Origin of the sequence: Petrotoga sp. 9PW.55.5.1, from assembly GCF_003265365.1 — a bacterium.
Taxonomy (GTDB): Bacteria; Thermotogota; Thermotogae; order Petrotogales; family Petrotogaceae; genus Petrotoga.
On sequence record NZ_AUPM01000018.1, the window covers coordinates 15,172 to 36,625 of the forward strand.

Genomic DNA, 21,454 nt, shown 5'->3' on the forward strand with positions numbered 1-21,454 from the left:
TTGGCTTGTTCAAACTGTATTTAGCTCATTATTTGGAAATACTCACTGATAAACAGTTAGAAATTATCGATAACCTTAAATTCGAAACCTATGAAAGGGAAAACATTAACAGATTTAGAAAATCTGTTAAAAACAAAAAGGAAATTGTGAATGTTCTTAAATTAATGAAAGCATTTGAAATAGTTCCAGGATACGCTGTTCAAAAAGATGTGGATTATTATGATTTTGATGAAGATACGTCAAAAAAAAATCAAATAATAGTTGATGAAATGGGAGAAGACTTTTTACTATTTCTTCTTTCTATATTGGAAAAAGAAAAAGAAACCATTCTCAAAGAGAGAGAAAGCCTCAAAGAGATTCTTGAATCTCTATCTTATGATTATTTGATCCAAGCCGATGTTTGGAACAAGTATGGTTTTGCAAGATTGTATTTAAAACAGGATGATAAAGACTTAGGTTTCATTGACTTAATAAATTATTGGTTTAAAAGCGATTCTGAAAATGAGCAATTTTTCAAGGACCTTTTAAAAGACAAAAGAATAAAAAAATTGTCTCAATATTTTCGAAAAAAAGAAGGTTACATAAAAATTATATGATCTTTTATATTGTTATATTATAACGACTATAAGGCGTTTAATCGTTTCTAAATACGATTAAACGCCTTTTTTTACTTTTAATCAAGAATAATTAGGCTTGAGAAAAATATTACATTGGTGTAAGATATAATTAGAATGATGAAAAAAATTTCATACTTTGTAAAAATTCATTTTTAAGGAGGTTTTTGAATTGTATAGAGTAGCAGTTTGGGGTTTTGGAGCTATGGGAAGTGGAATAGCTCGTAATATTCTTAGTAAAGTAAATATGAAATTGGTAGGAGTACACGATAAAAGGAAAGAATACATTGGCAAAGATGTTGGAGAATTATTGAATATAGGAAATATAAATATCAAAGTATTTGATAACCCTTTAAAAATGATCGAAGAAACCAATCCTGATTTGGTTGTAATAGCGACACACTCTTTTATTTCTGTAGTAAAAGATCAAATAATTTCTGTACTGAAAAAAAATGTAAATGTAATTACTATCGCCGAAGAAATGTCTTACCCATATTATACAGATCCTTATGCAGCAAATGAAATAGATCACGTTGCAAAAAGACACAGCGTAACTGTTTTAGGGACAGGTGTTAACCCCGGATTTGTACTTGATACACTTATCATAACTTTAACGGGAGCTTGCTTAAACGTTGAAAAAATAAATGCCTCTAGAATCAACGATCTTTCACCTTTTGGCCCCACAGTTATGGAAACTCAGGGAGTTGGAACAACACCTCAAGAATTTGAAGAAGGAATAAAAAATGGAAAAATTGTTGGCCATATAGGATTTCAACAATCAATAAGGATGATAGCAAAAGCATTAGGTTGGAAGATAGATAAAATCATTGAAAAAAGAGAACCCATAATATCAAATGTCGTTAGAGAAACTAAGTATATAAAAGTTGAACCTGGAATGGTAGCTGGTTGTAAACACACTGCAAAAGCGTATATGAACGATGAAGTTGTGATTGATTTAGAGCATCCGCAACAAATACTTCCAGAAAAGGAAAATGTCCAAACTGGAGATTACATAAATATAAAGGGAGACCCTGATATCTCAATGTCAATAAAACCTGAAATCCCTGGTGGAAAAGGTACTGTAGCTATAGCAACAAATATGATCGAATCAGTAATAGAATCAAAGCCTGGATTATTAACTATGGCAGATTTACCTATACCAAGGGCTTTATTAAAAGGAGATACATTTTTTGAAGGAGGTTATTAAAATGAATGCGCATAAAGGTGACTGGGTTCAAATTCATTTTATTGCCTTAAAACCTGAAGAAAGGTCTCCTCATTTACCTGAAGACACAAAAAAAGTCCCGTTTGAAATTAGAATTAAAGGCTTTTTAGAAGAAGGCAAAGCACAAATAGGAGACACAGTAACTATTAAAACACCAATAGGAAGATTAGTTAAAGGAACTTTGGAAAAAATAAATCCGAAGTATGAACATAACTTTGGAGATCCCATTCCAGAACTTTTAAAAATAAACAAAGATGATTTGCTAGATGGTGATAAAGATGACTAAAAATTACAAAGAAATAATGAATAGGCAAGTAGAAATCATTAAAAAATCTGTAGGTCTTGACTATAGCAAATATGAAATCGAGGGAATAGCTTTTGATTATGAAAAGATGATGGAAGAAGCAGGATACTCAATCCAAGAAATTCAAAAGATTCAAAAAGAAACGGGAGTAGGAAACACTCCTTTAGTAGAACTAAAAAATATAAACAAACTGATCAAAAAATTATCAAAACCAGGAAAAGGCGCAAGAATATTTATAAAAGATGAACAAACTAATCCTTCAGGATCTTTCAAAGACAGGCGCGCATCAATCAGTGTTTATAGAGCAAAAGAAATGGGATACAAAGGAGTCATTGCAGCGACAAGTGGAAATTATGGAGCAGCAGTAGCTTCTCAAGCAGCAAAAAGAGGTTTAAAATCAATTATAGTCCAAGAATGTTTTGACTCTCGTGGTGTTGGCCAACCTGAAATATTAGAAAAAGAAAGATCTTGTGCAGCATATGGAAGTGAGGTTATTCAAGTAAGTGTAGGGCCAGAACTATTTTATTATACTTTGCTGCTTCTTGATGAAACAGGCTACTTCGATGCATCATTATACTCTCCTTTCGCAATAGCTGGAATAGAAACTCTAGGGTGGGAAATAGCTCATCAAAGTAAGGAAATCATTGGAAAATTCCCAGATGTTGTTGTAAGTACTCATGCAGGAGGAGGATTAACAACAGGAACAGCAAGAGGATTGAAAAAAGCGGGCGCTAATTCAACAAAGATAATAGGTGCAAGTATAGATTTAAGGAGATTGCACATGGCTTCAGATAAAGATTTTAATAGAAAGTTTTTCACAACTGGGCACACAGGATTTGGAATACCCTTCGCAGTTTTTCCTGATAGATCAGACGTTCCAAGAAACGCTGCAAGAGTTTTAAGATACATGGATAGATACGTTCTAGTAACACAAGGAGAAGTTTTCTATATGACGGAACTTTTAGCAAAGCTTGAAGGATTGCAAAGAGGACCTGCTGGGAACACTTCTTTAGCAGCTGCTTTTGCACTGGCAAAAGAAATGAATGAAAATGAAACAATAGTAGTTAACGAAACAGAATACACTGGTGCTGGAAAACTCCCAAGTGCTCAGCTAACCTTTGCAAAAGAAAATGGTATAAAAATAATAATAGGAGATCCAATAAAAGATGATAAACCGGGTGAAAATATAGTCATTCCCCAAAATCCTTCACAAATAGATTATATTGAAATTCCAATGACTCAGTTAAAAGAATCATACATAAAGCAACTTTTCAAAAGATTAAGCAAAAAAGAACTCTCTCAAAAAGAGAAGAAATTTATAGCAGAAGATATTAGAGAAAATCTCGAATTCTTAGAAAAGTTGATCGAAAAGATAAAGGAGGAATCTGAATGAAAGAAAGACCCGACGACTTCAATGAAAGATCCAAAAAGCTTAAGAATATGACAGATGAAGAATTAGACAATTACTTTTGGGAATTAGTCGGCAAAGTAGTTGACCCTTTGGTTGATTTAGCTCAAACACATACCTCTCCCTCCATAGAAAGATCCGTGTTACTAAGGATGGGTTTCAACTCACTTCAAGCAAAAGCTTTGGTAGAAAAAATAGGGGAACATAACCTTCTTTCAAAAGGTGCTGGTAACATTGTTTACCAACTTTCTAAATCAAAAAACATGGAAATAATAGACACAGGAAAAGCGTTAATAAACGATCAATATTGGGAAGATGTAGAAAAGATCTTCGAAGGTGGTGAAACTAATGAAACTTCAACCAAATGAAAAAATAAATATAGAAGAAATCTTAAGCAATCTAGAAAATTACTCTCCCAAAAGAAAAGGATGGACTTGGAGAAAAAAATTACCTGAAGGAACAAAAAAAAGTGACTTCGACTATTATGAAATAAGTGAAGATTTGAAAAATTCTATCCTTCTACCAGCATCTCATTACTTTGATAACATCGATCCACAACCTGATACAGTAATAACATCTGAAATTGCTTCTGGAAGGTTCGAAGAAGATATCAGAAGAATGAGAATGGCAGCTTGGCATGGAGCGGATCATATAATGGTAATAAGAACCCTAGGTCAAAGCCATATAGATGGACTCATAGAAGGGTCTCCTGAAGGAATCGGCGGTATTCCAATAACAAGAAAACAACTAAGGGCTACAAGAAAAGCTCTTGACTTAATAGAAGAAGAAGTTGGAAGGCCAATAAACTTTCATAGCTACGTTTCGGGGGTTGCAGGCCCTGAAATAGCTGTTTTATTCTCAGAAGAAGGTGTAAATGGAGCACATCAAGACCCACAATACAATATATTATACAGGGGAATCAACCCAATTCGTTCCTTTGTAGATGCAGCTGTTGCAAAAAAAATAATGGCTTCTGTTAACATGCTTCAAATAGATGGGGCTCACAACGCCAATGCCTCAGCTAAAAAGGCAAAAAATGTTATGCCTGAACTTCTAGTACAACATGCCATAAACTCTCTGTTTTCAGTAAAAGTTGGTATGAAAAAAGAAAATATTGCATTGTCAACCGTTCCTCCGATAGTCTCTCCAACCCCTGAATTTAGAATAAATTTAGCTTATGCAGTAACCTTAAGAGAACTATTTAAAGGATACAAATTCAGAGCCCAGATGAACACAAGATATATTGAATCGGATCTATTTGATGCAACTAGAATCCATGTTTTAAACACTCTCATTTCTCGACTTACTTCCGCTGATATTCAATCAACTATCACTCCCGATGAAGGAAGAAACGTACCTTGGCACATAAATTCTATAAGAGGCGTTGAAACAGCTAAACACACATTAATATCTGCTGATGACATCAAAGAATATCTAAAAATTGATGAAGAAAAAATAAGAAAAGAAGTAAGAGAACTAAAAATGAGAGCTATACTAATGTTAGAGGAAATAATAGAGATGGGTGGTTACTTTGAAGCTCTAGAAAACGGAATGTTCGTAGATAATGGTTACTACCCAGAAAGGGCTGGAGATGGCATTGCAAGGCATAAAAACGGAGAAATAGCTGCAGGCACAGTTGTCCCAAGAGACAAAGATTACATGGCCCCAGTATGTGAACATTTTGGATACAACAACCTTCCTGAAAACATAAAAAAACCTTGTGATTTAATAGACGGATGCACCTTGGAAAAAAGAGAAAAAATTCAATTTATAGACGAATTGGATGAAAGCGACAACGTAGAAAAAAGAATTGAAGAAATAAAAGAATACAAGCAACAAAACCTAATAAAACCGGAAGTAGAATGGAGCTTTGATGGTTGGATACAGTTGGATATGACCATCCCAGAACCTGAAGAATACGCAAAAGCTGCGGCCGTTGAAATATGTAAAAAAATGGGACTAGAAGAAATTCAAGTAATTCACACAACCATCTTACATCCCTCAGAAGGTACATACCTTGAATTAAAAGGAAAAGTGCCATTTTTCGTAAAAAAGGATGAACTAAAACTCCCCAAGAAAAGTGAAATAATGAGTGAGGATGAATTATACAAATTCTTTGCTGAACACAAAGTAAAAGTTGTTGCTGGTACTATAGGAAACGACGAACACAGTATCGGGCTTAGAGAAATACTCGATATAAAACACGGAGGTATAGAAAAGTACGGAATCAACTATGTTTATCTCGGCACTTCCGTTTCACCAGAAAAAATAATAGACAGTGCAATAGAAGTTGGGGCTCAAGCTGTATTGGCCTCAATGATTATAACTCACAATGACGTACATGTTGAAAATATGAAAAAATTGCACGAAGTAGCTATAGAAAAAGGAGTAAGGGATAAATTATTCTTAATAGTTGGAGGAACTCAAATAACCAACGAGCTAGCAGTAAAAAATCATATGGACGCAGGATTTGGAAGAGGAACTAAAGGAAACCATGTTGCAACCTTCTTAGCAAAAAAGTTAAAAGAAAAAGCCAATAAATAAATCAGGGAGAAGCTCTCCCTGATTTATTTAGTTGTTGGTATTTTATTTTAATTATTGGTTATTGCTTTCAAGAGCATGTTTTAGATAGATTCTTTGCCTCTAATTGATGTGGATTTAATCATTTTTTGAAAAACCTTTTTACCTTCAAACCTATTTAACTAAAAACTTCTTGCTACTTTCCATATCTTTTTTCCAACATCTTATGTAGTTCATTATATGCCATAGAAAATCCTTTTAGTTTTCTTTCTTATTGTTTCTTGACATCTTCTAAACTACATTCGGTATGTTGTTTGAATTCAAAAAGATCAAAGAATCTAAAAATAACTATCTTTATTGCTTTGGATAATCTTAATTTAACTCCGGCTTAATTACCCACACTATTTGTGAGAGAACCAAAAAATTTTATTTTTAAATAAATCTACCATCATCTTTTGATTGCCTTAATTTATGAATATTATTCTCAAGCCATCCTATTTTTATTTTTTCGTTAGTTGTGAATTCTGGAATATATGGCTTTATATCTAGAACTGGTGTACCTTCAATAATTTCTATATTTTGAACGTTTAGTACGTTATTTTCTATACTTATTAATCTAACAACAGACAAACCAATAGGATTTGGCCTACTAGGGCTTCGGGTTGCAAAGACACCATGGAAATTGTTATCCATATATGGTTTGACTTTCAAATTATAATGTTTTGATAAATGAAAATGGTATATTATGATTATATGAGAAAAACATTCTAGATCTTGTAAGCCTTCTTCATATTCATGGTAGATTTCTACAGTTGCTTTGATTCCAAGAGCAGCAGTGGGTTGTATAGGTGTACCTTTTGGTTCTTTAAACGGAGAATGAACTATACCAATGGGATGGTATTTAATTTCATCCATATTTTTTGCTCCTTTACCTTAAGAGTCTGCTAATTTAATCTTTTTGACGCATACGAATTGAAAATCTTGTTTTGGAAATATTAGCTATATTTTAGCCTATTTTAATTCTAAATTTTTCAACCAGAGTTTGATTTGCTCCACAACTTTTTCTTCGAATTTAGCTGTTCCGGTTTTATAGAGTTCATGCCCCATGTTTTCGATGTATATTATTTGCAAATCTTCTTTGCTTTTTAATTCGTTTTCTTTTTCTTTTAATAGTTCATACGGTGTTTTCAAGTCTTCTGTTCCGTTTATTATCAATACAGGTACTTTCATATTTATAAATTTATCTACCATGTTTTGTGTTAATTCACTCCATTGTAATAAAAATTTTCCAGTCATGGAGTCTAAATAGATGTTATCTGGCTCTATTTCTTCTTTTTTCATTTTTTCGTTTATTTCTTTCATTTCTGGCAGAAGGCTTTTTAATTGATTTATTAAATCATCATATATATTATCTTTGTTTAATTTTTCTAAATTTTTTATTTGGTATTCTATTTGATAAACCATTAAATCAGTGATTTCTATTATTCCTGGTGAAATAGCTATAGCGGCAGCTACGTTTTGTCCTTCTACTATATATGGCAAGAAAGAAGCGCCTTGACTATGACCTATGACTATTATTTTATCTTGGTCAACTTCCGGAAGAGTTTTTAGGTATCTTATAGCTGCTTGTGCATCTTTTATAAAATCTTCGGGCATTACATTTAAAGCGTCTTGATTGTTTTTAATCATAGTGTAAGTTCTTTTATCGTATTTTAATACAATGAAATTATTGCTAACAAGTTGTTCTGATAAATCTTTAAAAGGGGCTAGTGGCCCCATCGTCTCATTTCTGTCATTTGGCCCTGAACCGTGAACTAATACAAAAGCTGGTAATTGTGTTCCTGTTTTGAAATTACTTGGAATCATTAAAGAGCCTTCTAATTTAAATCCATCATCAAAACTGTTAAAAGATATTTCTTTTTCGATATAGTTTTTCTCTTTTTGTTCTTTTTTAACTTCTGTTACCTCAAACCCTTGGGCAGGAATTTCATATTCTATAATTTTTTTGTCTTTGAAAGTAATATATTGTTCTACTCCAAGAGAAGATATTATTAGTGTTTCTGAGTCTTTGAATTTTAATCTGATATCTAAAATGGCTAAATCCCAAGTTGATTGATTTAATACAAGTTGAGGTACAAAAGCGGTGTATGTCGCTTCAGATAATTCCTTGTATAAAATAGCAAAGATGTGATCAAATATAAAGTTATTATCTAAAATAATAGCGTTTTTGGCATTGTAGCTTTTTAATTTTATACCATTAAATTTGTTTTGTATCTTTTTCCCATCATAGGTGCTTGTTAATGTGCCTTGTTTTTGGTTATCTACAAAAATATCTAAAGAATATTCTTTAAAATCCCATGTTTTGTCGTATTTTGTTTCTGCAACATATTTTATTATATTCCCACTTATTTCAAATGTTGATGTGGTTTTTCCTAAATAAGATTCTGGATAAAATTCAACCAAAATGTTTCCTATTTCTACATCATTTTGATAAATATAATACTGATAACTTTCTGAGAAAACAATCAAAAAACAAAAAACCGTTAAAATCATTACCAAGAGTTTCTTTTTCATGCCTTTCACCTTCTTTATTTTTATAAGTCTTTACTAAAAAGATTTTCTGTTTTTCTAATCAATATCTTCGAGAATGAGAGCGTTAATATTAAGAATATTATACTAAAAATAACCAAGCAAATAGTTTGACCAAAGATTGGAACTAGTTTATATATTAAAAAACTTAACAATCCGAAAGTTCCAAATATTATCAATACCGAGAAAAGACCATTTATGTTTTGTTTCATTGCTTTTTGAGGATTATCCCAGTCTAGATATGGCCTTAGAGCATCTATAACCATTTGAATTATATTGAGAAAAACACTTAAAGTTGTTGATAAGATGAGAGCACCAAAAAATTCGTAAAGATTGAGTCTAAAAAAGATACTTCCAACAATCAACCCAGTAATATGTCCAATAAAACCTAATTGAAATATATGAATAATTTTGGCTTTAAGAATTTGTTTTGTTTTTACTGGTAAAACTTTTAACTCCTTAATGAACTTTCCTTCTCTTGAAAAGCAAGAATAAGAAAGACCATTTAGTGAAGAAGATAACGATGCAATTAAAGCTACAATGAAAATCTTATAGTGAAAGAGGGTTTCTAACCCTTCCTGAGTCAAACCTAAATCAACGTTTTTGAATATAATACTAAAAACAATAAACAATATTGGAAAAACTAAAACGTTCGAAAATCCATTAAAGGAAAAAGAAGGAGTTTTTAAAAAGTATTGCCACTCTCTTTTTAACAAAGATTTATCTTGAGAATATCTTTTATTAAAATTAAATGATTTTACTTTTTTGTTGTTGGGTTTTACTTGTATTAAGTTTGAATACGCTGAATAAAAAAATTTCTTTCCAAAATATATTACCAAAAAAAATAGAAAAAAATGAAAACATATAAATATTAATAACCATAGAAATTTTGCAATACCAAAAGAACTAAATGCTTTTATTGCAAAAAAGGCGGTTGGATAAATCCAAAATATTTTGGAAATTAAACTATCTGGATTTATTAAAACAGCTGGCAATTCCTGACTATTTTCTATATTAACTGAGAATATGTTCCCCATAAAAAATATGTATACTGCCACAACAGTTATAAGGAGTATTGTCAGTAGATACATCAAAATCTCTTTTTTATTGATTTTTTTTAAAAGATGGGAGATAAGAAATGTGTACAATAAAACTACCGTTACAGGTAATATCTGTGAAAAAAGAAATACAACAGATACTATTACATAATAGAGAAAATTTTGATTAGTGTTGATACCAAAATAAATCATTGGAGTCAGTAGTAATATTATAGAAATTATCATTTGATCGGCTAATACTACTGATACTTTCCCTATAATCGTTTCATATGGTTTTAAAGGTAGAGTTATTAATAATTTCATATCTTTATTGAAATAAAACTCTCCTATCATAATAAAAGTTCCCAGGAAAAACCCAAAAAATCCCGAAAGAATAATAAAATTTGCCAGAAAAAACGATTGAATGTTTAGAGTAATAATGTAGATTTCTAAATTTGCTTCAAGCATTTTTAAATAAATAGGGGAATAAATTAGAATCATTGCTATAATAGCTGATAATATTGCTACAAATGAAAACAAATCACTTTTGTTTCTTTTTATCAAATATTTATTTTTAGTAATTCTGTAATGTTGGTCGAGTTCAATCAAGATAAGAGAAGTCAATCTTTTCACTTTCACTATTTGTCACCTCTAAGAATAATTGCTCAAGAGATTTTTCTCCTCTTAATTTTCTTAAGTTTTTTATAGTTCCTTGGAAAACTATACTTCCTTTATCTATTATTGCTAATTCATCACAAATTTTTTCTGCAATTTCCATAACATGTGTGGAAAAAAACACTATGTTCCCATTAGAAACATGTTTCTTCATTAAATTTTTTAAAATGAAAGCAGATTCTGGATCAAGACCTACAATAGGTTCATCAAGAATCCATATTTTAGGCTCATGAATCAAAGCTGCGATTAAACTTAATTTTTGTTTCATACCGTGAGAATATGTGAAAATAGGGTTATTGATCACTTTTTCTAGTTTAAAAGTTTTTATTAACCAATCTCCTCTTTTTTCTTTTTCTTCGGGATCTACCTCAAATACGTTACATATAAAATTTAGATAAGATATTCCTGTTATTTTTTCGAATATAAGAGGCTCATCTGGTACAAAACCTATAATTTTTTTAATTTTTTCTGATTCTTTCTCCATATCCATATTATCCACAATTATTTTCCCAGATGTCGGCTTGTATAATCCCGTTATCATATTGATAGTTGTTGTCTTTCCAGCACCATTTGGCCCAAGAAAACCAAAAATTTTCCCCTCTTCTATTTTTAGATTCAAATTATTAACAGCAAGTACATTTTCAGAAAAACGTTTCGTTAGATTGATTAGTTCAATCAACTTCTTAAAGCCTCCTCATAAAAAAGGTTGAAATCTTATGCTTCTTTGTTTTTGAAAACACAGTAAGAAAAGAAAATGCAAAGAATACCTATAATTAAAATAACAAATGAATATATCCAATTAATTTGCCCACCAAAAATATCCGAACCCAAAATGTATTTATAAGTGTTTAAAAAACCAAGTGGTTTTATCAATCCTAAAATAGTCGTTATTGCAAGTAGTAGTAATGATGTAATTAATGATTTTACCTGAGAATCAAAAAGCACACTCATTAATATACTAATACTGTACCAAAAGAAAGCTCCAAATAATACATGAACCATAAATTTAAGGGTCAATATATGCTCAAAATTTTTTGATACTACTAAAGAATAAATGGAAGGTAAAAATGACAGAACACTTAGTATGATTAATAAAATCGCAAGACTACCTACCAATTTATTTAAAAATACCTTCTTTCTAGGAAGTCGTACGAGTAAAAACTCAATAGTTCCACTCTCAAATTCTCTTGCGAACAGTGAAAAAGATAGAATTATTGCAATTATAGGTACAAATTGTCCGAAATTTTTGCCAAACCACTGTGAAGTCATGTAAAAATCCCAGTCTTTAAGATTTTGTACTAAATCTTGCCCGATAAATTGCTCAAACCCTTGCAAATCCTCATTAAATATTGAAACCATAAAATCTTGAAAGGGAGCAAAAGAAAAAAATAATCCAACCATTATAATTAATATCAATATAGCTTTTCTCTTTTCTTCCATAATTTCTTTTTTCATTTTTTTCTCCCTCCAGAATAATGTTTAACAATAGCTTCAAAGATCATATCAAAAGTAACTGGCTCTTGCTTCGAATTTACTTTATCTTTTTCAATTACATAAACTTTCTCATTTTCAGTTTGCCTATATAAAAAACCATCTAGTGAATTATTTTTATCAACTACACATGCGGTAAATTTATCTTTTATATTGTCAAGATAATCCATTTCAACTACCTTACTATTTACCATTATAGCCACCTTGTCAGCAATTTTCTCTACTTCTGGAATGACGTGACTTGTATAAAAGAATGATTTCCCCTCATATGAAAAATTTCTTATTAGTTCAAAAAAACGCAAACGTTTCATTGGATCCAACCCTTCCGTAGCCTCATCCAAAAAATAAATATCTGCTTCTTCAGACAAAACAATGGATAAATAAAGTTGCGTAAGCATCCCATGAGATAATTTTGAAATTTTCTCTTCAAGAGGAATTTCAAATTCTTTTACAAATTGATTCGCTTTTTTTAATGAAAAATATTTAGAAATATTTGCTGTAATTTCAAGCATTTTTCTAACTGTGAGGTATTTATACAATTGTTTCTTTTCTGGAAGATAAGCATATTTGCCAAATAATTTTATTTCTCCAGAATCTTTTTTTCTCAGACCTAAAATCGTTTTAATAGTTGTAGTTTTTCCAGCACCATTAGGGCCTAACAAAGCAAAAATTTCTCCTTGTTCTACTTCAATACTTACATTATTTACCGCTTTTTTTTGATTGTAACTTTTGTTCAGATTTTCTACTTTTAGAATCATATATTTCCCTCCCAACAACTTCTTCAAAAACCTTTACAATTTCTTCTGGGGATACACCAGCATTTAGTGCCTTTTTTATTATTTGTTTTACTTCTGATAATACTTGTTTATTGAAATCTTTAAGATTTTCTGTTTTTAGAATATACCCTTCTCCTCGTTGAATTTCAATTATTCCCATTGTGCTTAGTTCTTTGTAAGCCCTGGAAACAGTATTAAAATTTACGCCTATATCCTCAGCAAGTTTTCTCACAGAAGGTAAAAAGTCTCCTTTTTTTAACTCACCTTGTGCAACTTTTACCATTATTTTTTCTACTATTTGTTTGTAAACTGGTACATGAGAAGAAAAATCTATACTAAACCACATAATTTATCACCCATTTAAAATTGACTGCTATCATATTATACTATGATAGCAGTCAAAAGTCAAGTTTCCATTTCAATATTTGTTTCAGTACAACCTTATCTTATTTATCCTACAATAAAGAAAAGTCAAGTTTTTATTATGATAGTTGCCCTACTTATGTTAAAGGAAAGTGTTTAGGTTGCAGAACAGCCCAAAAAGATGAAAGAACTTATTGACCAAAAGAATGCTTTCTAAAATTATCGATAAAAAACCGCTATAATTTTTTTAGTAAAAATGATAATATTCTTATTATAAAAGTTAATATTAAGTGTGTCAAAATATTATTATTAAGAATCAGATATATTCATTGTTCTTATTAGATCTCCAACTTCTAGTGGTTTTTCACTTTCTATAACGATTTTTTGATTAGGATTGGCTTCTTCTAAACTTTCTCCTGCTTCATAGTCTACGATTTTATTTAGATGAATCGTTATATTACTTCCAGTTCCCGGTATAATTTCTACTACATCATTTTTCCTGATTTTATTTCTAACATCTACAATATATTTGTTTTCTGAAATTTTTTCTATTACTTTACCAACGAACTTATAATTTCTTATATAAGAAGACGTTTTATAATTTTGCGAATCCTTTCCTGGCTTGTTTAGATAAAATCCACTGGTATATTCCCTATGGCTAACACCTTGAAGTTCTTTCATCCATTTTTCTTTGTTCTGAGTGTTTAAATTTCCTGAGTAATAACTGTCTATTGCTTCTCTATATACCTTTGTTGTTACTCCTGCATAATATGAGCTTTTCATTCTTCCTTCTATCTTTAAACTATCAACACCCGTTTCTATTATTTTGTCTAAGAAATCAATAGTGCAAAGATCTTTTGAGTTCATTATATATGTGCCTCTTTCATCTTCAAAAACCGGGAAATATTCTCCAGGCCTTTTTTCTTCCATTAGATGGTATTTCCATCTACATGGTTGAGTACATTCGCCCCTGTTGGCATCTCTTCCTGTTAAATAATTACTTAAAAGGCATCTTCCGGAAATAGAAATACACATAGCTCCATGTATGAAAACCTCTAATTCAACATCAGGAACTTTCTGCTTAATTTCTGATATTTCTTTTAAAGACAGTTCTCTTGCCAAAATGATCCTTTTTGCTCCCAGTTCCTTCCACATAGCAACACTTGCCCAGTTTGTGTTGCTGGCTTGTGTGCTTATAGTTATTGGCAAGTTTGTATGTTTTCTTATTATATTAAATACCCCTAAATCGGCTACTATTACTGCATCTACTTTTAAACTTTCAAGATATTTTGTATATTCAGGAAGTATTTCTAAATCTTCATTATGGGGTATTGCATTCACGGTAATGAAAAGTTTTTTCCCTAAGTTGTGAGACAATTTAATGGCCTTTTCTAATTCTTCATCTTCAAAATTCTTAGAAAAGGCTCTTAGATTTAAAACTTTTCCACCAATATATGCAGCATCAGCTCCATAATGATAAACCGTTTCTAATTTTTCATAATTTCCAGCTGGCGACAATAATTCTACTTTCTTCATTTTATTTTATATCCACCTCAAATTTATAAAATAAAAACAACGTTTCAAATTCATCTCCGCCATTTTTTAGTGATTTCCAATTCAATCCAAAATCTCCTAGTTTAGAATCCAATAAAATTCTAAATTCTATACTATTAATTTCCCCATGTGCGTTGTAACCACTATCAAAAATATAACTTAGATAACCTTTTTCGAAAGCCAAAGTTAGATCTAAACTGTTGATTTTAGAATCTTCTCCATATTTAAAACCAAAAGGATAATCAAAAAAGATCCTTGCTCCTGGATCGTTTGATAAAGCTATCGTACGGTAGTACAAATTATTATATGGGTAATCGCTAGAGAAAAAGGAATCTTCTACCTCGTATCTTTCAAACCCTATTTTAAATTTCAAACCATCAAAATCAAATGTTTTTGATATTCCTAATCCGTACCCACCCTTAAGAGTATCATAATTTATTGCGTACTCCCCATCCAAATTAATTCCTAGAAATGGTATGAGCTTAATATATCCCCCATAAATTCCCACATCGGATTTAACAAAAACATTTATAGGATTAGGAAGCTTCCCTGCTACCTGATTCAATGAACTAATTCCCAGATATAATTTTTCATTGGGATTATAATTTAATCCGTTGTAAAAGGCGTTTCTAAAGGCAATAAAATCCTCATCCATCTTTTCATATTCTTGCTTTGACATCATTGGAACCATCGATATAATTGCAAAATCATAATCAATTTGGGAATTAAATCTGTAAGAAAAAGCAAATGTATCGTAATAAGGCGAATTATCCGATAAAACAAGATTATACTTCATTGGGCCATAAGAAAGAGGTACTCTACCTACAAAAAAACTTAACTTTTCTTTATTGTAGGATAAATAAGATAAGGTCGGAAAATCTAATCCTATATAAACTATATCAGGTAAATCAAAAAGATTATAATTTCCATACTTGAAATACGTTGTGTCTGCTAACCTAAAATCAGCAATGAATTGTGCATAGAAATAGTCTTCATAATAAGATTTAAAACCAAAAGAAAACAACTCTCCGTTTTTTAAAACAAAGTCTCTGAACAAATTCTCTTTTATATTCGTACTTCTATACCAGCCACCTGAGACTAAACTAAAATTATCTACTAACCTTTCTTCATATTTTAGATCGAAAGTAAAACTTAAATAATTTTCAAAGCCTTCGACGTTATTTTCATCATCGTAGATTGGATATTTTAAATTGTTACCACCCAAAAAAACAAAATAATATTTTGGGTCTTCTTTAGTTAGAAATTTGGCTGACGAAAAACTTAAAATCACAAAAAAAATACTAGCAATAAGTAAAGTCAATTTTTTCATTTTTTCTCACTTTATTTTTAATACAAAGTATTCCCAGAAATTTCTAATATAAACAACTATAGGCAAAGCGATAAGAACACCTAAAAGACTGAATAATTCACCAAATAGAAGAAGCGAAACAATAATAACAAACCAGTGTAAATTCAGAGCATTACTTTGAATCTTTGGATGTAAAAACCACATCTCTAATTGATTAGCAAGAGTTAAAATTATCAGTCCCAATATCAGCCCTATTAATCCATTTTCAGTGAAAGCAAGCATAAGCAGAGGTATTGCTGAAATTACAACACCCAAATAAGGTATAAAATCAGTTATCCAAGCTAAAACTCCTAAAAAAAGAGCGCTTGGAATTTTCAATATAAAAGACATAACACCTATAAAGGTACCAAGCATTAAAGCTGCTAAAAACTGTCCGAGAACGAATCTTTCAAACTGTGAATAAGTCTCTTTTATAAATTTCAAACCTCTTTCTCTATCACTTACTGGATAAAGTTTCCATACATTATTTTTTGCTACAGATCTTAAAGATCCTATCGCGGTTGTTGTAATAACCAAAACTATTGTTGCAGTAATCAAGTTAGGCACATAGGCAATCATTTGGTTTATTATATTCAAAGCAAAATCAGATAAGTTTTGATTGAGTGAATTAATAAAATCTATCAACCATACAGGTAATTGGGCTAATTGCTCTTCTTGAGGAATAGTTAAAGTTGAAAGCATCGAAAACAATTTTCTTCCTTCATTAATAACAACTGGAAAGAAATTAATCCCCGCATAAAGTATAAGTCCTAGAACAAGAACGTGAGATATGACAGATGACACTTTTGGATTCATAAACTTGGACAAAAGACCTTTAGGAGCTTCTATTAACATAGAAATAAATACACCTAAGATCAGAGCACCAATAATAAAAGGGGAAAAATAAGCTAAGAAAAGAAATATTACCAAATATATCAGCGTTAGCCAGCCACCATAAGATAACAATAGTTTCGCCCTCCATTTCTATTAAGAATATTATTTTATAAAACGTAATTCTTTCTTTTTTTTAGGTACATATCTCTAATATAGTCTAATTCCTTAAGATAAATTGGATCTTTGAAATTAGAATAGGTATATTTTAATGGTTCCCACTCTCCAAAATTGTACATCAGAGTAACTTCTGCGTAGATATTCTTACCTATGTATAACCTATTACCCCAATGTTTCGTGCTAGCTAAAACAAACTGGGTATGATGCAAATAACCGATATCCAAATTTACTTTTCTATTATTATCTACAGAGTATAACCTCTCTATTTCATTGGTTATCAACTTTGCATCAGGAAGAAATGCAGGAGAACCGAGGTTTTTAAAACTAATAAGCCTCCCTTCAATTTTGATGTTTTTGCCCATTTCTTCATTATAGTAATAAGTAAAACGTTGAAAATCTAACGGTTTAGAAACATAATCAACAAGACCAAAATGGTCCTCAAGAATATTCTTTAAGTTCATTTTATTCAACCAAAGCTCTGAATCTCCTGCGGTAAAAAGATGGATCACATAATTTACAAGATCAGCTACCTTAGTCTTCCCCATATGTTAAGCTCACCTCAAAATTTTCAATTTTTATACTATATTTAGCTATTGGTGTTTCAATAAGGGTTTCTCCTTGATTATTTTCAAATTCTATTTTTTCTCCGAAAGGTAGCTCGATTATTAGACTTTCTTTTGGCTCTAATGCTTTATCTCCAACTGTTATTTGTGAAGGACCGTTATTGATAATATTCAGTGTGTAAATATTCCTTTTTAAAACGTTATTATAATACCGTAGGTCTTTTATCAAAAAATATAGAAACACTAAATTAACTATTAAAAAACACGTAATTATCAAACGATAAAAGCTGACTTTTAAATTTTTAGATACTTTTTTTATTTCCTTTTTCTCTTCTTTTTCATATTCTTCCTTAAAAATTATATTTACTTCTTCGCCCAGCAAAGAGCTGAGTCTCTTTGATATATCAAACAATGATACTTTTGTGAAAGTATCAAATTGCCCATTTATTAGGTTTTCTAAGGTGATGATTGGGATTTTTAATTCCTTAGCGATTTGTTCTTTCGAATATTTTGATTTTTCTATTAAATTATTTATATCTTTATCCCAGTAAGCTTTAATCATTTTCCCTGAACCCCACAATCTTTGTTTTGTAGTTAATTATATCACACTATTTTTGAAAATATTTTAGTAGATACTTCTGTAAAAAATATTTGTAAATTACAAAATAATAGGGTAAAATATTAATAATATATAATAATGAAATTTTTTTCATACCATATTATAAAAATACACCATCACTCCCAAAGGAGGAATTATTGATGTTTGATAAGGAAAAAATCGACGAAATAGAAAAAAAGAAAAGAGACTGGGAAGAAAAAACATTGAATAAAACATTAGCGAAATTTCCTGAAAGAAAAGAGAAATTTCACACTACTTTCGAAGAAGACATATTACGAATTTATACTCCTTCAGATATAGAAAACTTAAACTATTTAGAAGATTTAGGATTCCCGGGAGAATACCCTTTTACTAGGGGAGTTCAACCTACTATGTACAGAGGCAAATTTTGGACCATGAGGCAATACGCTGGATTTGGAACAGCAGAAGAATCAAACAAAAGGTATAAATACTTATTAGAACAGGGTCAAACTGGTCTTTCTATTGCTTTTGATCTTCCTACACAAATAGGATACGATTCAGATGATCCTATGAGTGAAGGGGAGGTAGGCAAAGTTGGGGTTGCAATAGATTCTTTAAGAGATATGGAGATTTTGTTTGATGGTATCCCCCTAGATAAAGTTAGCGTATCCATGACTATCAATTCCACTGCAATGATCCTGTTAGCAATGCTTATGGTTATAGCAAAAAAACAAGAAGTACCATATGATAAATTAAGAGGGACTATACAAAACGATATATTAAAGGAATATATGGCAAGAGGAACTTACATATTTCCTCCAAAAGAGTCTATGGATTTAATAGTTGATATTTTCGATTATGGAAGTAAAACTCTTCCAAAATTCAATTTAATAAGTATAAGTGGATACCATATTAGAGAGGCTGGAGCAAATGCTGCACAAGAGGTAGCTTTCACTTTAGCAGACGGTATAGCATATGTAGAAGCAGCGATAAAAGCCGGCTTAGATCCTAATGAATTTGGTAAAAATCTTTCGTTTTTCTTTAATGCTCACAATAATTTTTTAGAAGAGATTTCAAAATTTAGGGCAGCAAGAAGATTATGGGCAAAAATCATGAAGGAAAGATTCGGTGTAACCGATGAAAGAGCTATGAAACTAAAGTTTCATACCCAAACAGCTGGTTCTACCTTAACGGCTCAACAACCCTTAAACAATATAATAAGAGTAACTATACAGGCATTAGCTGCGGTTTTAGGAGGCACACAATCACTTCACACTAACTCCTATGATGAAGCTTTAGGTTTACCTACCGAACAAGCTGTAACCATTGCTTTAAGAACCCAACAGATTATAGCTCATGAAATGGGAGTTACTGAAACTGTAGATCCTCTAGCAGGATCGTTTGCCATAGAAAAAATGACTTCACAGATAGAAGAAAAAGCAATAAAGTACATTAATGAGATAGATAAAATAGGTGGTATGGTTAAAGCTATAGAGATAGGATATCCTCAAAAAGGAATATTGAATAGTGCTTACAAAACACAAAAAAAGATAGAAGATAAAGAACAAATTATTGTGGGCGTTAACAAATACAATTCAGATGCTGAAGAAAAAGTGGAAATGCTTAAAATGGATGAAAACATTGAAGAAAGACAAATTCAAAAACTTAAAAAATTGAAAAGTGAGCGAGATACTAATAAAATACAAAAATCCCTAGAACGACTTAAAAAAGCAGCAACAATAAGAGAAAATCTTTTCCCCTTTGTCATTGAATGTGTAGAGAATTATGCAACAATTGGTGAGATAATAAAAACATTAAAAGAAGTCTATGGAGTTTACGAAGAAAACTTAACTATATAAAATAAAAAACAATGAATTACCTTCAAAATACCCACTTCAGAAATAGCAAAAAATAGTGGTTAAGCTGAAGTAAAAAAGATTAAATAAAAGGAAAGAAGAACTAAAATATTGAATTCCAAGGAAAAATGCTCTTTGAAAAAGTCAAAAAACTTAAAGAAGGATAAAAAGATACAAGAAAGTACTCATTTTGAAGAAAAAACAGGAATAAAAAGACTCCAGTTAGTCAGTAACTGGTTGTTAGAAAGTATTGATTATAACTAAGATGACAAATCAGCAAACAGCAGTCTCATACATCAAAGTCTTAGGAGAAGCTAATAAATCATCTCTACCCATACTATGAGCCAAGAAAGCTGAAGCAATAAGATAAAGGTTAGAAAGGTTACATTCAACTTCAACAGCATTTTTACATCTCAAAGAAGTAGAATTAGTCATATCAGCCAACTTAGAAAAGATAGACTCAATAAGGGTACGCTTTTTGTAAACCTTTTTGAAAGAAGAAGAATCTCTGTTGAGAAAACGACGGAAATCATCTTTAGAAAAGTTTCTATAGGCATAACAATTGTTTTTGTTCAAAGGACAATTGGAAGGATCATCACAAACGTATTTATTTCTAAAGATATTCCTTTTAGTCTCACGGTAGTGAGAATGAAGAGAAAGAGGTTTACCGCAATCACCCACTAAAGGTTTCTTAGAAGAAGTTCTAAGAGGAATAAAAGCGGTAGACTCACTCTCCAAATGAACAAAATCGTAAAGATCAGAAGAATCGTAAGCGGCATCAGCCAAGAAATTAAACCCAGAAAGATTCAAAAGTTCTTTAGCTTTATTCAGTAAAGGGAAAGCATAATTCTTATCGTGATGGCTAGCAGAAGAAACAACGCTAAACAGGGGAACATTTAAAAAAGAAAGGGTATGAACCTTGTAACCAAGATAAGAGATAGAGTTTTTCTGGTTACCGTGTTTATCGTAAACAGGTTTAGAATTAGAAACAGGTTTAACACCGAAATCAGCATCAAGTGGAGAGTTATAATACTCATTACAATATTTAAACTTACCGTGGCTCTTCTTATTGTTGAAAAAGGAACGAAAAGTGACAGGGTAAGAATCAATACAAAGGTTAATAGGATCAAAGACACCCATATCGATACCTCTTTTAACGGTAGAAGCAATGATATCATCGAGTAAAGAAGTATCAAAAGACTTCTTAAAAGAAGAAAAGGTAGACTCAGAAGGGACAAAGTTAGCAATAGGGTTAAAGCCTATAGCTTGAGAGAAAAAAGGATATGATCTAAGGAAATGAATCAACTCTCTAGTATTAAACCCTTTAACCTTTTGAACGAACAAAGCCTTAAGTAAAGAGTGACGAGAATAACCAGTTCTACCAACATGGGGATTGTTAAATTCAGGAACAGCAGACCAATCTATTTGATTTATCAAATCGAGCAAATATTTAAACTCAGAATGTTTATTAAAATAATCGGAATAAACGAAATCGAAATACAGTTGATTGGATTCAGAATGAAGAGACATCTGGTTAACC

The 21,454-nt window shown here is 31.0% G+C and carries 21 protein-coding genes; 8 read left to right on the forward strand and 13 right to left on the reverse strand.

Annotated features, from left to right (window positions below):
• Positions 1–5 precede the first annotated feature (5 nt).
• The 6 genes from PW5551_RS02945 to oraE all read left to right on the forward strand — a co-directional run bounded on the left by PW5551_RS02945 (position 6) and on the right by oraE (position 6,095).
• On the forward strand, positions 6–596 hold the full coding sequence (locus PW5551_RS02945) for a hypothetical protein (RefSeq protein ID WP_113074327.1): 591 nt from the start codon (positions 6–8) through the stop codon (positions 594–596).
• Positions 597–786: 190 nt separating this feature from the next.
• Positions 787–1,821 carry a 2,4-diaminopentanoate dehydrogenase gene (ord, locus tag PW5551_RS02950; protein WP_113074328.1) on the forward strand — a complete coding sequence of 345 codons (1,035 nt, stop codon included), beginning with the start codon at positions 787–789 and terminating at the stop codon, positions 1,819–1,821.
• Between the two features lies 1 nt (position 1,822).
• Positions 1,823–2,125, forward strand: coding sequence for a 2-amino-4-oxopentanoate thiolase subunit OrtA (ortA, locus tag PW5551_RS02955; RefSeq protein ID WP_113074329.1), 303 nt, complete (start codon positions 1,823–1,825; stop codon positions 2,123–2,125).
• Positions 2,118–3,536, forward strand: a complete 1,419-nt coding sequence (ortB, locus tag PW5551_RS02960) for a 2-amino-4-oxopentanoate thiolase subunit OrtB (RefSeq protein ID WP_113074330.1) — start codon at positions 2,118–2,120, stop codon at positions 3,534–3,536. Before ortA ends, ortB begins: the two co-directional genes overlap by 8 nt.
• Entirely contained in the window at positions 3,533–3,919 is a 387-nt protein-coding gene (locus tag PW5551_RS02965) for an ornithine aminomutase subunit alpha (protein WP_113074331.1), read from the forward strand. The genes ortB and PW5551_RS02965 overlap by 4 nt, the downstream gene beginning before the upstream one ends.
• A complete protein-coding gene (gene oraE / locus PW5551_RS02970) occupies positions 3,900–6,095 on the forward strand; it encodes a D-ornithine 4,5-aminomutase subunit OraE (RefSeq protein WP_113074332.1) in 2,196 nt (731 codons plus the stop codon). Before PW5551_RS02965 ends, oraE begins: the two co-directional genes overlap by 20 nt.
• A 408-nt stretch (positions 6,096–6,503) precedes the next feature.
• Here oraE and tsaA read toward each other — a convergent pair whose 3' ends face one another.
• From tsaA to PW5551_RS03030, 12 genes are all read right to left on the reverse strand, one after another.
• Positions 6,504–6,986 carry a tRNA (N6-threonylcarbamoyladenosine(37)-N6)-methyltransferase TrmO gene (gene tsaA / locus PW5551_RS02975; protein ID WP_113074333.1) on the reverse strand — a complete coding sequence of 161 codons (483 nt, stop codon included), beginning with the start codon at positions 6,984–6,986 and terminating at the stop codon, positions 6,504–6,506.
• Between the two features lie 96 nt (positions 6,987–7,082).
• Positions 7,083–8,645 (reverse strand): S9 family peptidase, encoded by a 1,563-nt coding sequence (locus PW5551_RS02980; RefSeq protein WP_113074334.1) that lies wholly within the window; start codon positions 8,643–8,645, stop codon positions 7,083–7,085.
• A 20-nt stretch (positions 8,646–8,665) separates the two neighbouring features.
• A complete protein-coding gene (locus PW5551_RS02985) occupies positions 8,666–10,336 on the reverse strand; it encodes a hypothetical protein (protein ID WP_113074335.1) in 1,671 nt (556 codons plus the stop codon).
• Positions 10,299–11,051, reverse strand: a complete 753-nt coding sequence (locus PW5551_RS02990; protein WP_113074336.1) for an ABC transporter ATP-binding protein — start codon at positions 11,049–11,051, stop codon at positions 10,299–10,301. Before PW5551_RS02990 ends, PW5551_RS02985 begins: the two co-directional genes overlap by 38 nt.
• Before the next feature lie 35 nt (positions 11,052–11,086).
• Positions 11,087–11,827: an ABC transporter permease subunit gene (locus tag PW5551_RS02995; protein WP_113074337.1), complete on the reverse strand. Its 741-nt coding sequence runs from the start codon at positions 11,825–11,827 to the stop codon at positions 11,087–11,089.
• Positions 11,824–12,621, reverse strand: a complete 798-nt coding sequence (locus PW5551_RS03000; RefSeq protein WP_113074338.1) for an ABC transporter ATP-binding protein — start codon at positions 12,619–12,621, stop codon at positions 11,824–11,826. Before PW5551_RS03000 ends, PW5551_RS02995 begins: the two co-directional genes overlap by 4 nt.
• A complete protein-coding gene (locus tag PW5551_RS03005; protein ID WP_113074339.1) occupies positions 12,563–12,985 on the reverse strand; it encodes a GntR family transcriptional regulator in 423 nt (140 codons plus the stop codon). The genes PW5551_RS03000 and PW5551_RS03005 overlap by 59 nt, the downstream gene beginning before the upstream one ends.
• Positions 12,986–13,311: 326 nt before the next feature.
• Entirely contained in the window at positions 13,312–14,538 is a 1,227-nt protein-coding gene (locus PW5551_RS03010; RefSeq protein ID WP_113074340.1) for a U32 family peptidase, read from the reverse strand.
• 1 nt (position 14,539) lies between these two features.
• Positions 14,540–15,886 (reverse strand): hypothetical protein, encoded by a 1,347-nt coding sequence (locus PW5551_RS03015; protein ID WP_113074341.1) that lies wholly within the window; start codon positions 15,884–15,886, stop codon positions 14,540–14,542.
• Positions 15,887–15,892: 6 nt separating this feature from the next.
• Positions 15,893–16,870, reverse strand: coding sequence for an AI-2E family transporter (locus PW5551_RS03020; RefSeq protein ID WP_113074342.1), 978 nt, complete (start codon positions 16,868–16,870; stop codon positions 15,893–15,895).
• Positions 16,871–16,905: 35 nt separating this feature from the next.
• Positions 16,906–17,460 carry a DUF4416 family protein gene (locus tag PW5551_RS03025; protein WP_113074343.1) on the reverse strand — a complete coding sequence of 185 codons (555 nt, stop codon included), beginning with the start codon at positions 17,458–17,460 and terminating at the stop codon, positions 16,906–16,908.
• Positions 17,447–18,040, reverse strand: coding sequence for a hypothetical protein (locus tag PW5551_RS03030; protein WP_113074344.1), 594 nt, complete (start codon positions 18,038–18,040; stop codon positions 17,447–17,449). Before PW5551_RS03030 ends, PW5551_RS03025 begins: the two co-directional genes overlap by 14 nt.
• Positions 18,041–18,237: 197 nt before the next feature.
• On the opposite strand from PW5551_RS03030, the gene PW5551_RS03035 reads away from it, so the two are divergent.
• Both PW5551_RS03035 and PW5551_RS10655 read left to right on the forward strand, forming a co-directional pair.
• Positions 18,238–19,917, forward strand: coding sequence for a methylmalonyl-CoA mutase (locus tag PW5551_RS03035; RefSeq protein WP_113074345.1), 1,680 nt, complete (start codon positions 18,238–18,240; stop codon positions 19,915–19,917).
• Positions 19,918–20,049: 132 nt separating this feature from the next.
• Complete coding sequence (locus tag PW5551_RS10655; RefSeq protein WP_255420110.1) at positions 20,050–20,178, forward strand: hypothetical protein; 129 nt, start codon at positions 20,050–20,052, stop codon at positions 20,176–20,178.
• Positions 20,179–20,187: 9 nt separating this feature from the next.
• Here the strand turns inward: PW5551_RS10655 and PW5551_RS03040 are convergent, their stop codons facing one another.
• On the reverse strand, positions 20,188–21,444 hold the full coding sequence (locus PW5551_RS03040) for a transposase (protein WP_113074346.1): 1,257 nt from the start codon (positions 21,442–21,444) through the stop codon (positions 20,188–20,190).
• Positions 21,445–21,454: the final 10 nt, after the last annotated feature.

Excerpts from the sequence above, each read along its gene's own strand:
- ortA (WP_113074329.1), top strand. The coding sequence starts at position 1,823 with ATGAATGCGCATAAAGGTGACTGGGTTCAAATTCATTTTATTGCCTTA.
- ortB (WP_113074330.1), top strand. The coding sequence starts at position 2,118 with ATGACTAAAAATTACAAAGAAATAATGAATAGGCAAGTAGAAATCATT.
- PW5551_RS02965 (WP_113074331.1), top strand. The coding sequence starts at position 3,533 with ATGAAAGAAAGACCCGACGACTTCAATGAAAGATCCAAAAAGCTTAAG.
- oraE (WP_113074332.1), top strand. The coding sequence starts at position 3,900 with ATGAAACTTCAACCAAATGAAAAAATAAATATAGAAGAAATCTTAAGC.
- tsaA (WP_113074333.1), bottom strand. The coding sequence starts at position 6,986 with ATGGATGAAATTAAATACCATCCCATTGGTATAGTTCATTCTCCGTTT.
- PW5551_RS02980 (WP_113074334.1), bottom strand. The coding sequence starts at position 8,645 with ATGAAAAAGAAACTCTTGGTAATGATTTTAACGGTTTTTTGTTTTTTG.
- PW5551_RS02995 (WP_113074337.1), bottom strand. The coding sequence starts at position 11,827 with ATGAAAAAAGAAATTATGGAAGAAAAGAGAAAAGCTATATTGATATTA.
- PW5551_RS03000 (WP_113074338.1), bottom strand. The coding sequence starts at position 12,621 with ATGATTCTAAAAGTAGAAAATCTGAACAAAAGTTACAATCAAAAAAAA.
- PW5551_RS03005 (WP_113074339.1), bottom strand. The coding sequence starts at position 12,985 with ATGTGGTTTAGTATAGATTTTTCTTCTCATGTACCAGTTTACAAACAA.
- PW5551_RS03010 (WP_113074340.1), bottom strand. The coding sequence starts at position 14,538 with ATGAAGAAAGTAGAATTATTGTCGCCAGCTGGAAATTATGAAAAATTA.
- PW5551_RS03015 (WP_113074341.1), bottom strand. The coding sequence starts at position 15,886 with ATGAAAAAATTGACTTTACTTATTGCTAGTATTTTTTTTGTGATTTTA.
- PW5551_RS03025 (WP_113074343.1), bottom strand. The coding sequence starts at position 17,460 with ATGGGGAAGACTAAGGTAGCTGATCTTGTAAATTATGTGATCCATCTT.
- PW5551_RS03030 (WP_113074344.1), bottom strand. The coding sequence starts at position 18,040 with ATGATTAAAGCTTACTGGGATAAAGATATAAATAATTTAATAGAAAAA.
- PW5551_RS03035 (WP_113074345.1), top strand. The coding sequence starts at position 18,238 with ATGTTTGATAAGGAAAAAATCGACGAAATAGAAAAAAAGAAAAGAGAC.
- PW5551_RS03040 (WP_113074346.1), bottom strand. The coding sequence starts at position 21,444 with ATGTCTCTTCATTCTGAATCCAATCAACTGTATTTCGATTTCGTTTAT.